12 protein-coding genes are annotated in these 12785 nt (G+C 69.0%); 5 read left to right on the top strand and 7 right to left on the bottom strand.

The window, feature by feature from the left end; translation table 11 throughout:
* Window positions 1-29: 29 nt before the first annotated feature.
* Window positions 30-1100, bottom strand: a complete 1071-nt coding sequence (locus OG876_RS04015) for an ABC transporter ATP-binding protein (RefSeq protein WP_328523375.1) — start codon at window positions 1098-1100, stop codon at window positions 30-32.
* On the bottom strand, window positions 1097-2533 hold the full coding sequence (locus OG876_RS04020) for a gamma-aminobutyraldehyde dehydrogenase (RefSeq protein WP_328523376.1): 1437 nt from the start codon (window positions 2531-2533) through the stop codon (window positions 1097-1099). The genes OG876_RS04015 and OG876_RS04020 overlap by 4 nt, the downstream gene beginning before the upstream one ends.
* A gap of 124 nt (window positions 2534-2657) precedes the next feature.
* Here OG876_RS04020 and OG876_RS04025 point away from each other — a divergent pair, with 124 nt between their 5' ends.
* Both OG876_RS04025 and OG876_RS04030 read left to right on the top strand, forming a co-directional pair.
* Window positions 2658-3401, top strand: a complete 744-nt coding sequence (locus OG876_RS04025; protein WP_328523377.1) for a FadR/GntR family transcriptional regulator — start codon at window positions 2658-2660, stop codon at window positions 3399-3401.
* Window positions 3401-4108: a cache domain-containing protein gene (locus OG876_RS04030; protein ID WP_328523378.1), complete on the top strand. Its 708-nt coding sequence runs from the start codon at window positions 3401-3403 to the stop codon at window positions 4106-4108. Before OG876_RS04025 ends, OG876_RS04030 begins: the two co-directional genes overlap by 1 nt.
* Here OG876_RS04030 and OG876_RS04035 read toward each other — a convergent pair.
* A complete protein-coding gene (locus OG876_RS04035; protein ID WP_328523379.1) occupies window positions 4101-5333 on the bottom strand; it encodes a D-arabinono-1,4-lactone oxidase in 1233 nt (410 codons plus the stop codon). The two genes, OG876_RS04030 and OG876_RS04035, sit on opposite strands and share 8 nt — an antisense overlap.
* 95 nt (window positions 5334-5428) lie before the next feature.
* Between OG876_RS04035 and OG876_RS04040 the strand changes: the two genes are divergently transcribed.
* A complete protein-coding gene (locus tag OG876_RS04040; RefSeq protein WP_328523380.1) occupies window positions 5429-6427 on the top strand; it encodes a hypothetical protein in 999 nt (332 codons plus the stop codon).
* 37 nt (window positions 6428-6464) lie between these two features.
* The gene (locus tag OG876_RS04045; protein ID WP_328523381.1) at window positions 6465-7463 is read left to right on the top strand and encodes a YdcF family protein; all 999 of its coding nucleotides are present in this window, start codon (window positions 6465-6467) and stop codon (window positions 7461-7463) included.
* Here OG876_RS04045 and OG876_RS04050 read toward each other — a convergent pair.
* From OG876_RS04050 to OG876_RS04065, 4 genes are all read right to left on the bottom strand, one after another.
* Window positions 7460-8215, bottom strand: coding sequence for a TSUP family transporter (locus tag OG876_RS04050; protein WP_328523382.1), 756 nt, complete (start codon window positions 8213-8215; stop codon window positions 7460-7462). The genes OG876_RS04045 and OG876_RS04050 overlap by 4 nt on opposite strands.
* 74 nt (window positions 8216-8289) lie before the next feature.
* Window positions 8290-8793, bottom strand: a complete 504-nt coding sequence (locus OG876_RS04055) for an AAA family ATPase (RefSeq protein WP_328523383.1) — start codon at window positions 8791-8793, stop codon at window positions 8290-8292.
* The gene (locus OG876_RS04060; protein ID WP_328523384.1) at window positions 8790-10103 is read right to left on the bottom strand and encodes an MFS transporter; all 1314 of its coding nucleotides are present in this window, start codon (window positions 10101-10103) and stop codon (window positions 8790-8792) included. The genes OG876_RS04055 and OG876_RS04060 overlap by 4 nt, the downstream gene beginning before the upstream one ends.
* A 113-nt stretch (window positions 10104-10216) precedes the next feature.
* On the bottom strand, window positions 10217-11758 hold the full coding sequence (locus OG876_RS04065) for a fibronectin type III domain-containing protein (RefSeq protein ID WP_328523385.1): 1542 nt from the start codon (window positions 11756-11758) through the stop codon (window positions 10217-10219).
* A gap of 194 nt (window positions 11759-11952) precedes the next feature.
* Here OG876_RS04065 and OG876_RS04070 point away from each other — a divergent pair, with 194 nt between their 5' ends.
* Window positions 11953-12732, top strand: coding sequence for an SDR family NAD(P)-dependent oxidoreductase (locus OG876_RS04070; protein WP_328523386.1), 780 nt, complete (start codon window positions 11953-11955; stop codon window positions 12730-12732).
* Window positions 12733-12785: the final 53 nt, after the last annotated feature.

Consider the following 12785-nt stretch of genomic DNA (forward strand, 5'->3'; position numbering starts at 1 on the left):
AAAGCTCCTTGGGTTCGGGGCGAAGGCTGCTAGTTCGGACCGCCGATTGCGACGGTGTGTTCGCGGTGCCAGGTGAGCCGGACCTGGGCACCCCGAAGTTCGAGCTTGTCCTGCACGGATCCCTGCGCGTTCTGCTGCAGCACGATCAGCGAGCCACCGGCGTCCAGGTCGACCACGCACTGGGTCGCCGAGCCCAGGTACACCACTTCACGGACGACTCCGGTCGCCGTACACAGCCCCGGTTCGGCGACGGCGTCGCGGGGCTGCAGCTGGATCTTCTCGGGGCGGACGGTGAACAGTCCGGACGTCCCGAGGACGCTCGCCGCGATCTCCCCTTCGAGCAGGTTCGAGGTTCCGACGAAGCCGGCCACGAACGCGCTCGCCGGGTGCTCGTACAGCTCGGCCGGCGCGGCCAGCTGCTCGATCCGGCCGCCGTTGAACACGGCGATCCGGTCGCTCATCGTCAGCGCCTCCTCCTGGTCGTGGGTGACGAACACGAAGGTGATGCCGACATCGCGCTGCAGCGCCTTCAGCTCGAGCTGCATCTCCCGCCGGAGCTTCAGATCGAGTGCGCCGAGTGGTTCGTCCAGCAGCAGCACCTTCGGCCGGTTCACGAGCGCCCGGGCCAATGCGACCCGCTGCCGCTGCCCACCCGACAGCTGACTCGGCCGGCGTTCGCCGTACCCCTCCAACCGGACCGTCGCCAACGCCTCGACAGCCCTTGTACGGCGACTCCGCCGGTCGACTCCCTTCACCCGCAGCCCGTACTCGACGTTCTGCAGCACACTCATGTGCGGGAACAGCGCGTAGTCCTGGAAGACCGTGTTCACATCCCGCGCGTACGGCGCCTGGTCGGTGACGTCGACGCCGCCGAGCAGGATCCGGCCGGCCGTGGGCACCTCGAAGCCGGCGATCATCCGCAGCACCGTGGTCTTGCCGGAGCCGGACGGACCGAGCATCGAGAAGAACTCGCCCTCGGCCAGGTCGAGATCGATGCCGTCCACCGCGGTGACGTCGCCGAACGTCTTCCGCAGCCCGCGCAGGCTGACCGCCGTGGCGTCCGCCGTCACGGTCCCGACCTGCTCGTCCAGAGTCTTCATCCGACCGCCGACATCACGTGTTTGACCCGCGTGTAGTCCTCGACGCCGTACAGCGACAGGTCCTTGCCGTGGCCGGAATGCTTGAAGCCACCGTGCGGCATCTCCGCCACCAGCGGGATGTGCGTGTTGATCCAGACGCACCCGAAGTCCAGGGCCCTGGACATCCGCAGTGCCCGGGAGTGGTCGGCGGTGAAGATGCTCGACGCGAGGCCGTACTGCACACCGTTGGCCAGCCGCAGCGCCTCGTCCTCGTCGCTGAACGACTGCACCGTGATGACCGGCCCGAACACCTCGTCCTGGATCATCTCGTCGTCCTGCCGCAGACCGGTGACGACGGTCGCTTCGAGGAAGTAGCCGTCGGCAAGCGTCCCGCCCGGTCGTTCGCCGCCGAGCGCGATCGAGCCGTGCTCGGGCATCCGGGCGAGGAAGCCGCGGACCCGGTCGAGCTGCTGGCTGCTGTTCAGCGGGCCGAAGAGCGCATCAGTGTCGTCGGCGAGTCCGGGTCGCGCATTCGAGCGGGCCCACTCGACCAGGGTCTGCACGAACTCGTCGTGGACCGTGGCGTCGACGAGCACCCGGCAGGCCGCCGTACAGTCCTGGCCGGCGTTGAAGTAGCCGGCGACGCCGATCGCTTCCGCTGCCGCGGCGAGGTCGGCGTCGGCGAAGACGACCGCCGGCGCCTTGCCGCCCAGTTCGAGGTGCGTGCGCTTCAGGTCGAGAGCCGCCGTACTCGCGACCTCGGTGCCGGCCCGGGTCGAGCCGGTGATGCTGACCAGGCCCGGCGTCGGGTGCGCGACCACGGCCTGTCCGGTCGCGCGGTCACCGCAGACGACGTTGAAGACACCGGGCGGCAGCACCTCGGCCGCGATCTCCGCGAGCATCGCAGTGGTCACCGGCGTCGTCTCGGCCGGCTTGAGGACCAGAGTGTTGCCGGCGGCAAGGGCCGGACCGAACTTCCAGACCGCCATCATCATCGGGTAGTTCCACGGCGTGATCTGACCGACGACGCCGATCGGTTCGCGGCGGATCCAGGACGTGTGGCCGGCCATGTACTCGCCGGCCGACTTGCCCTCCAGCAACCGGGCGGCGCCGGCGAAGAAGCGCATCTGGTCGACCATGACCACGAGCTCCTCGGTGCGGGTCAGCTCGAGCGGCTTGCCGGTGTTCTCCGACTCGGCGGCGACGAGATCGTCGGCGCGGGCCTCGACCAGGTCGGCGAAGCGGAGCAACGCACGCTGCCGTTCGGCGGGAGTCGCACCGCCCCAGCCTGGCGCGGCGGCGGCCGCGGCCTGGTACGCCGCGTCGACATCGTCCGCGCCGGACAGGGGCGCCGTACCGAAGACCTTGCCGGTGGCCGGATCGACGAGCTCGCTGGTAGCGCCGCTGAGCGCGTCCCGCGAGGTTCCGTCGATGAGATTTCGCACTGTTCGCATCAGGGGACTCCCGGGGTGGAGGCTGGACGCTGTGGCCGTAAACATATGAAAACAGATGTTAAAGTTCAAGGGATCGGTGAGAATGTTGCCGGAGTTGTGTCCGGCGGCTTGGGAGGGTGGCGGGATGGCCCTGCGGTTCTACGGCAGTGGCGCGGCGGCGGTGTTCGCACCGCTGGAGACGCTCAGCCGGTCGGAACTGGTGGCGCGACGGCTCACCGACGCGATCGCCCTCGGCCTGATCCCGGACTCCGAGCAACTCCCCGGCGAGGCCGACCTGGCCGGCATCTTCGGTGTGTCCACCACGACGATCCGGGAAGCGCTGTCGTCGTTACGGCTGCGCGGACTGATCCACACCCGGCGCGGTCGTGGTGGCGGCAGCTTCGTCAGCGCGCAGGAGGAGATGTCCACGGCGATCGTGCGGGACCGGCTGGAGGAGCTGAGCCTCGCGCAACTGCGCGACCTCGGCGACCACTACAGCGCGATCGCGGGTACGGCGGCCAGACTCGCGGCCGAGCGCGCGACGCCGGATGACGTCCAGCGACTCGTCGCGGTCTGCGACGGCCTGGAGAGCGCCAAGGGTCTGGGCGGACGCCGCCGGGCCGACGCCCAGTTCCACATCGAGGTGGCCGCGACTGCCCAGTCCACCCGGCTCTACCGCGCCGAGGTGAGCCTGCAGGCGGAGGTGGGCACGTTGCTCTGGCTCGCGTTCGGCGACGACGAGAGCCACCGCCGCACTGTGCGGAGCTGCCGGGACGTGGTCGCGGCGATCGACCGCACCGACGGCGACGCGGCCCGGGCCGCCGCCGAGGAACGGGTGGCCGACTCGACCGCCCGTCTGATCGACCTCAGACTGGCCTTGGAGGACTGATGAGTTCTTATGAAGGCACTGCCGCCCTGACGCTCGACGCGGGTCTCGAAGCCGTGCTCGACGTGGTCGAGTCCGTGGTCGGGGAAGCGTTCGGGCTGGCGGATCGGGTCGCGACCTCGGTCGGCGAGGTGTTCGCCGACGGGGGCAGCGTGCGCCGCGGCGACCTGACCGGTGTCGCCGACCTCGTACATCCCGCGCTGACCGATCCGGACGGCCGGGTCCAGGGCGCCGGCTTCGTCGCGGCCGTCGACGTACTGGCCGACTCCCGGTGGTGGCTCGAGTGGTTCATGCTCAGCAACGGGTCGGCCGAGCGCCTGGTGGTCGACACCGACCCCCGCGGGGAGAACTTCTACGACTACGAACCCCTCCCCTGGTACGACGTACCCCGCACGACCGGGCGCCGCCACATCACCGGGCCGTACGTCGACTACCTCTGCACCGACGACTACACGCTGACCTTCACCGTGCCGGTGCTGGCCGGGGAACGCTTCGTCGGCGTGGCCGGCGCCGATGTCCGGGTGTTCACGTTCGAGAAGGCCGTGCTGCCGTGCCTCCGGGCGACCCGCCGTACCGTTGCCATAGTCAACGATCAAGGCCGGGTCGTGCTCAGCAACAGCGCCCGCCACGTCAGCGGGACACTGCTCCGCACGCCGTACGCGTCGTACCCGATCGACGACCTTCCACTTTCTTTGGTGGATCTCAGCTAGGCAGGTAGGTGTCCAGGTAGGGGTTGCGGAACTTGCCGGCGGGGTCGTACTTCGCGGCGAGGGCGATGAAGTCGGGCACCTTCGGGTAGCGCTGCCGGAGCGTCGCGGCGTCGGCGGCGAAGACCTTGCCCCAGTGCGGCCGGGCGTCGAGCGGGGCGATCGCCTCCTCCAGCGCGGTGACCACCGGACGTACGGCGGCCTCGTCCTGGATCCAGGTGAAGTGCAGGGCGACGGTGTCCCGGCCCTGACTCGGGCTCAGCCACAGGTCGTCGGCGGCGATCGTCCGGACCTCGGAGACCTGGATGACCGGCGCGAACTGGTTGCCCAGGGCCCGCAATGCGTCGAATGCCTCGGCGGCCCGCTCGCGGGGGACGAAGTACTCGGACTGCAGTTCGTCGCCGTTGCTCGGGGTGAACTCCAGCCGGAAGTGCGGGAGGCGCTCGTGCCACGGTCCGGGGATGCCGCCCTGCTGGGTGGCGTAGTCGGCCGGCATCGACTTGATCGGATGCCGGGGGCCGTCGGCAACCGTCGCCCCGAGCCAGGTGGGCTCGATCGGCTCGTGGCCGCGCTGCTTGCGCCAGACCATCACGTCCGGGTCGACCCAGTCGGTGAACGCGCTGACGCTGTACGCACTCCCCATCACCGCGGCGAAGTCCGTCCCGAGCCGCTCCACCGGCAGCCCGTCGTACACGACCTGACTGACCTGGTACGACGGTTGCACGTCGAGCGTGAGACTCACCGTCACGCCGAGTGCTCCGAGCGAGACGATCGACCCGGCGAAGTCCGCGTCGCCCCGGGTCAGCGTGACCAGGTCACCACTCGCGTCCACGAGCGTGATCGCGTTGACCGCATCCGCCAGGGGTCCGTTGCCGTCCCCCGACCCATGTGTCCCGGTCGAGCACGCCCCGGCCACCGAGATGTGCGGCAACGACCCCAGGTTGTGCAATGCGAGCCCCTGAGCCTCCAGAGCCGCCGTGATCTCGCCGTACCGCAACCCGGCCGACACGGTGACTCCACCATCACCGACCTCGATCACCTTCGGCAGCTCGGCAACGCTGACCAGCGTCCCCGTGCTGTCCGCGATCCGGTTGAACGAATGCCCGGTCCCCAGCACTCGCAGCTTCTCGCTCGCCGCAACCAGCTCCTGCAGCTCATCGACCGACCGCGGTGCCTCGAGCGCACTCGCGAAACTGACATTGCCCGCCCAGTTCGTGACATTTGTCATGGTCTGTACCTTCCTCGCGCGCCGGTCCCGGAACGACTCTCGCACATCATCGATGGTGGGAGATTGACGGTCTTACCCATTGGAGAGGAACTAAGTTGCGCCCCACACTGTCCCGCCGCCGGGTCTTCATCGCCCTCGGCCTGGCGGGTGTCCTGGCCACCGGCACCGCGATCACCGTCGCCGTCAAAGGCCCGTCGCAGCCGGCCACGGCCGCCACCGCTACCGCCGTCACGGCTACCCGAGCCATCAGCTGTGACACCAGCGCCGGTGGCAGCCACTTCTACGACGGGCCGTCGGCCTCGAAGAAGTACGACAGCCGGTTCAGCAACAGCGCCGCGCTGCCGCGGCTCGGCTCGTACACCCCGCAGGGCATCGGCACCTGGTGGAACTGGTCCGGGTCGAAGAACCTGCTGCTGGTGACGATGTACCACCCGGGCAAGAACTCGATCATCGTCGGCATCGACCCGGCCACCAACAAGGTCGTCGGCGACGTCGCGATCGCCGAGACGCACGGCGGCGGCATCACCACCGTCTACGGCTGGGCCTTCGTCCAGGGCAGCACCAACGGCATCCGCAAGTACAAGCTGTCGACCCTGGCCGCCGCAATGAAGAAGGCCGGCACGCCGTACGTGAAGGCGACCGGCTCGGAGCGCAAGGTCTACGGCGCGTCGTTCCTGACCAGCTACGGCGACTCGCTGTGGTCGGGCAAGTTCAACGACACCGGCCGCGGCAAGATGTACGAGTACAAGATCAGCCCCAACGGCACGCTGACCACGATCAACAAGGCGTGGGAGATCCCGACCAAGACCCAGGGCCTGCTGGTCACCAAGTCGCACTTCATCTACAGCACGTCGTACGGCCGGGACAAGCTGAGCAACCTGTACGTCGTCCGCCGCGGACAGCCGGATCTGGACAAGGCGACGCTGAGCTGCTTCCGGGCGCCGAGCATGTCCGAGGGCATCACCGAGTACGGCGGCCGCGCGTACCTGGTGTTCGAGTCGGGCTCGTACCAGTACCGGTCCGACCCGAAGACCAAGAACGTCATCACCCACCTGCACAAGGCGTCGATCTCGTCGCTGACCAGCCTGGCGTGACCCATCGGGCGCCATCCGCGTGCTTGGATGGCGCCCGATGCTCATCTCGTTCGCCGTCGCCGGCTTCTGGTTCCTCGTCTTCGCGGTCAGCTTCGGACGGGATCGGCGGCTGTTCAAGAACGGGATCTTCCTGGTTCTGACGCTGATGTTCGCCGGGCTCGGGGTGATCTTCGCGCTCGAGTCCGTCAACGAGACCGCGGCCCGGCTGCTGGTGGTGGCGATCCTGGTCGCGATCCCGCTGGCGATCGCCGTACTCGCGGTGTTCCTGGTGATCAACGGGATCACGATGCTGCGCCGGGAGGGGCGGCGGCCGGCCACCCTGCTGTCGCTGCTCGCCGGGCTCGGGATCATCGGGTTCGTCGTCTTCAGCGTCGCGGTGCAGAAGATCGGCTGGGAGCCGCTCGCGGCGGTGCGGTCGGCGCTGATCGGCGTCCTGACCTACATCTCGTTCCTGTTCGTCTGCTTCCTCGCCTATGCCTTCGTCTACAGCCGGGTCCGCTCGTCCCGGAAGGTCGACTTCGTCATCGTCCTCGGATCCGGACTGCGCGGCTCGCGGGTCCCGCCGCTGCTCGCCGGCCGGCTGGACCGGGCGAAGCAGGTGTACGACCGGGCCGTCCGCAGAGGGCGCTCGCCGCTGCTGATCACGTCCGGCGGCCAGGGCCCGGACGAGGACATCCCCGAGTCGCACGCGATGGCGTCGTACCTGATCGAGCGGGGTGTGCCGGCGGACCGGATCCTGCGCGAGGACAAGTCGACCAGCACGATGGAGAACCTGACCTTCAGCCGGGAGCTGATGGTCGGCCTGCGGCCGACGTACCGGTGCCTGATCGTGACGAACAACTTCCACGCGTTCCGGGCCGCGCTCACCGCGCGGAAGGCCAAGGTCAACGGCCAGGTGATCGGCTCCCCGACCGCCGCGTACTACTGGCCGACGGCAACCATCCGTGAGTTCGCCGCGATCCTCTTCACGCACAAGTACCTGAACGGCGGCATCTGCCTGCTGATCGCCGTCGGCGCGATCACACAGCACATCTAGCGGAGCATCAGTACGGCGGCGATGACGCCGGCGCTCACGATCAGGGCGCGGAGGAGTCCGCTCGGGAGACGGCGGCCGATGTGCGAGCCGACGTACCCGCCGACGACGGAACCGACCGCCAGCAGGGCGGCCGCGGTCAGGTCGAGATCCGCGATGAAGAGAAAGATCACGCTCGCGACCAGGTTCGCGGCCAGCAGGGCCAGCGTCTTGAGAGCGTTGACGATCCGGAGCTCCAGGTCGAGACCGAGACCGAGCACCGCCATCATCATCACGCCCGCGCCGGCGCCGAAGTACCCGCCGTAGACGCCGGTCAGGGCGGTGAAGAAGGTCGTCGCCGGTGTCATGGTCTCGTGGGACTGCCCGTTCCGGGCCCGCAACTTGCGCGAGATCCAGGGCTGGACGCCGACGATCAGGCAGGTGAACAGGATCAGCCACGGCGCGGCCGCCGCGAAGACCCCGGCAGGCAGCGCCAGCAGCAAGGCGGCACCACCGATCGCGCCGATCGCACACGTCAGGACGACCGCGATCGTGATCGGCCGGGAGATTTCGCGCAACTCACGGCGATACCCGAACGAGCCGCTCAGCGCCCCCGGGAGCAGTCCGATCGTGTTCGACGCGTTGGCCACCACCGGCGGAATCCCGAGCGCGATCAGGGCCGGGAAACTGATCAACGACGCGACGCCGACCGTCGAGGTCAGCATGCCGGCCCCGAGCCCTGCTGCGATGACGGCCAGCTGCTCCGGTCCCGTCACGACAGCACGCGCGGCGGGCGGGAGGAGGACGGATGCACCCTGACAGCATAGGAACAGCGCGCCGGCCGACCCGGTCAGCGTCCAGATTCCGCTGCGAAGCGCTCGATCCGCGCCACGACGTCCGCCAGCGGCGCGGCCCCGTCCAACTCCAGATCCGCGCCGTCGCGCAGCAACGGTTCGACTGTCTCCTTGAACTCCAGGCTTCGCGCCAACTCCCCCGGCTGCTTTCCGTACACATTGGTGGTCCGATGACTTAGTCGCTCGGCCATCACCTCGGCCGTCACACTGAGCAGTACGACGCCGGCGAATCGATCCCGGAACTGCCCCATGTTCGACGCACAACCACTGACGAACAGGACGCCATCCCGCTCATCCGCCAGCAGCTCCTTGACCCGGTCCGCTCGCCACACCCAATCCCGTCCCGGCTCGGACGGCGACGGGCCGCCATCGGCGCTGTCCACCCATTCGGACCATGAGTCGGAGTCCAGATCCACCGCCCGATGACCGAGCTCGGCCAGTCGCGCGACGACGGTCGACTTGCCGACGCCGGACATCCCGGTCACCAAGATCCGTTTCATCGCGTCAGGCTACGACCCAGGCGAGCCAGTGGGGACAGGCTCAGAGCGAGCGGTGAGAGGAACATGCCTGCGGTTGCGGCGAAGAGTGCAGTCCGGATGCCGAAGGCGCCGGCCGCGGCACCACCGAGGAGGGCACCGAGCGGAGTCAGGCCCATGCCGAGGAAGTTGATCGTGGCGACGACACGTCCCTGGACCGGGAGCGGAGTGACCGCCTGCCGGATGGCCGTCACCGCGATGTCGACGGTCTGACTCAGTACGCCGTACAGGACGTTGATCGTGATCAGTGCGGCCACGACTGCCGGGCCGGAGCCGTGAAGGGCTGAGGTGCACAGCATGACCAGGTCGGAGATCAAGGCGGCGAACACCACGACCCGGCCGTAGCCGAACCATCGGGGCAGCCAACTGGACAGGAGCGAGCCGATCAGCACGCCCGGGCCGAACGCGGCGAGCACCAGGCCGACAACTGCACCCGGCAGGTCCAGCGTGCGCGTCACGAAGAGCAGGTACACGGTGGTCAGCGCGGTGAAGGAGAACTGGTACACACAGGTTGCCGTCGCGATTGCCCGCAGCGACCCGTGGTGCACGACGATCCGCAGTCCGTCGCGGATCTGCCGCATCACGCCGCTGGACGCCTCCGACGTCATGGTCGGCAGCCGCCGGATGCGCCGGATCGACACACTGGAGAAGGCGAACAGCACGGCGCTCGCGAGGACCGCGACCGGCGCGGTGAGCAACGACACCAGCCCGCCACCGAGCGCCGGACCGCAGATCTGCGCGGCCGAGCGAGTGGTCTCCAGCATGCTGTTGCCCTGGGCAAGCTGATCACGCTCGACCAGCCGCGGCAGAGCTGCCTGGTACGCCACGTCGAAACAGACCGTGAACACGCCGGCGATGAAGGCCACGACGTACAGGAACGGCAGACCGAGCATCCACCCGAGCGGGACGGTCGCGAGCACGAGCGCGCGGCCGAGGTCGGCGTACACCATCACGGTGCGGGATCGCCGGCGGTCCACCAGCACGCCGACGAACAGCGAGAAGATCAGGATCGGGAGCTGCTGGACGGCGCGGAGCGCGCCGAGCTGGGCCGCCCCAGCCCCGAGTGAGACGACGGCGACCAGCGGCAGGGTCACCTGGCCGGCAAAGTCGGCGAGTTGCGATGCGGTCTGGCCGAGCCAGAGGCTGAGGAAATCACGATGCGCCCACAGGCTGGGCGTGCGCGACGGCAGCGACACGAGGAAGTCCTTGGAGTCGGCCCCGGGGCAGAACGCACCAGGGCAGGAGGAGCCGTGCCGCTGACCCGCGAGCAGCACGCGATGACGATTGAGGTCAGCGCGTGCTCGATTGACCGGGCATCCCCAACTCCTCGAAGTGTCGACTCGGCCGACAGCCTATTTCACCGTCGCCCTGGTCGCACCGGATTTGATCAGCGGACCTTGACGGCGACAGCGCTGCCCTTGCGGACGTTCCGGCCGTCGGTCACCTCGACGTGGTAGCCGAGGGTCTGGCCGCTGCTCAGGCGGCTGTCGGTGTACGTCGTGATGGTCGGCGCCGTCCACGGGTACGAGTAGCGCGACCACGTGCCGATCCTGGTCTTACCCCGGAACACCGTGTACGTCAGCAGGGTGTTGTCCAGGTCGACCACCGTGGAGAAGCTCACCGTCACCTTGTTGACGCGGCTGCTCGAGACCTTCGGCGCACCTGGCGAGGCCGGCACCGCACCCCCCGGAGCATTCGTGAACCGGGTGAGCCCCTGCTGCGGTACGCCGTTCACCGCGGTGAAGTCGCCGCCCGCCCACAGGTCGTTGCCGCCGGACGCGAACGCCAGCGGCCCGACCAGGGTATCGCCGCCGGCGTCGGTGTTCGGGAACCAGGGGCCGAGCTTGCCGGTGGACGTGCTCAATACCAGCAGGTGGTGCATGCCGGTGTTGTCGCCGAAGCCGCCGTCTTCGCTGCAGTCGTGGGCGTGTGAGCCCTTGTAGAGCCAGTTGCCGAGGGCCTTGATCGCCTCGGTCGCGCCCAGGCAGTGGTTCTGCCACAGCAACTTGCCGGTGGTCGCGTCGGCGGCGAGAACGCCGTCGTAGCAGCCGATGCCGCTGCCAGCATTGGCCACGAAGACTTTGTTGCCCTGCGTCTCGATGTCCTTGACCCGGCTGTCGCAGTCCGGCGTCTCCGCCGGGATCGCGGCGGCGGCTGGCATCGCGAACGCGGCACCGGTCTTGGCGTCCAGCATGGCGAGCGCGTGATGCTCCGCGCCGTTCAGCGTCGTGAAGCCGCCGCCGACGAAGACGCGCGTACGGTCGACGGACAGGTCGATCGCGTGCACGTCGTCGTCCGCGTCCGGATTCCACGGCAGCAGCGCGCCGGTGTCCAACGTCACTGCGGCGAGGCGATTGCGGGTGACCTTGCCCACCCGGCGGAAGGAGCCGCCCAGGTAGACGGTGTTGCCGGTGATCGCCAGCGCCGCGACGCGGTAATTGACCGCCGGATCCCAGCCGGCCACAAGGTTGCCGGTGGCAACGTTGAACAGCGCGAGGCGCTGGCGGGGCTGGCCGTTCACGGCCGTGAAGTCGCCGCCGATCACGACCCACTTGCCGTCCGGGGAGGTGGCGATGCTCCAGACCGGGCCGTTGACACTCGGGGCGAACCGCGTTGGCGCACCGGTGGTCCGGTTGAAGGCAGCGACGTACTTCCGGGCCGCGTCCCCCTCGCCCACCGGCTTGCCCGGCGGCCGGATCCGGGTGAACAGGCCGCCCGCGAATACCGTGTTCCCGGCGACGGCCAGCGCATTCACGCTGGCGTTGGTCTGCCATGTCGGGTACTTGACCGCGGACAGGGCCGAGGCGAACCCCGACGGGGCCTGGCCCGACCAGCCGCCCGTCGCCGCCACCACTGGCCGGCCGGACGGGACCAGCGCCGCGGCGACCACGGCCGCGGTGGTGACAAGTGCCAGAACTACCTTCTTCATGAGCGCCCCCAAGGGCCGCTCCGGCGGATGGCGCCAGCCCATGACTCGTGCGTTGTGACGGTGTGCCAGCACACGATAACTCTCGGCTCACGGCGCCTGATGACCGCACCCCTGTGAAGGCGGGTATTGACGGGTGTTAGTTAGGCGGCTAAATTTTCTAATTAGCCGACTAATTATTACTGGAGGAGCGGTTCATGGAGCTGGGACTGAGGGACGCGGCCGTGCTGGTGACCGGCGGGTCGTCCGGGATCGGGCGGGCCACCGCGGTCGCGTACGGGCGCGAAGGTGCGCGGGTCGCGATCACCTACAACTCCCGGAAGGACGCGGCCGAGGCGGTCGCGGAGGAGATCGAGGCGGCCGGCGGCACGGCGTACGTCGTACCGATGGACCTGAACGAGCCGGAGACGATCGCGGCCGCGGTCGCGTCGACCGTCGAGCGGTGGGGCGGTCTCGACGCTGTAGTGGGGAACGCGGTCAACTGGGGCAACCTCGGGTTCAACGACCGGCCGGAGAACATCGAGGACGCCAAGCCGGAGTGGTGGATCCCGATCCTGCGGGCCAACCTCGAGGGAAACTTCCATCTGGTGCAGCAGGTGGCGCCGGCGCTGCGGCGTTCGGCTCACGGCCGCCTCGTGCTGCTGACGACGGATGTGGCTGTCCGTCCGCTGCCGGGGTCCTGGCCGTACGGCGCGGCGAAGGCCGGCCTGCACGGGTTCGTCACCGCGCTGCAGCACGACCTCGGTAGGGACGGCGTCCTGGTCAACCTCGTGATGCCTGGGATCACCCTGGAGAACGGCGAGCACCGGGTCATCCCCAAGCCGGCGCTCGATCGGATCGCAGCCGGGTTCAGCGCCCGCAAGCTGCCCGACACCACCGACGTGGCCGACGCGATCCTCTTCCTCACGTCGCCGCGGACCGCCGCGATCCAGGGCGAGATCGTGCGGGTGACCGGGGGCCAACTGCTGGCCGGGTGACCCACCGACGGCTCGCAATCCGGGGTCTGCGGGCGGGAACGCTTGTACCGTTG

The organism is Kribbella sp. NBC_00359 (assembly GCF_036097425.1).
Classification (GTDB): Bacteria; Actinomycetota; Actinomycetes; order Propionibacteriales; family Kribbellaceae; genus Kribbella.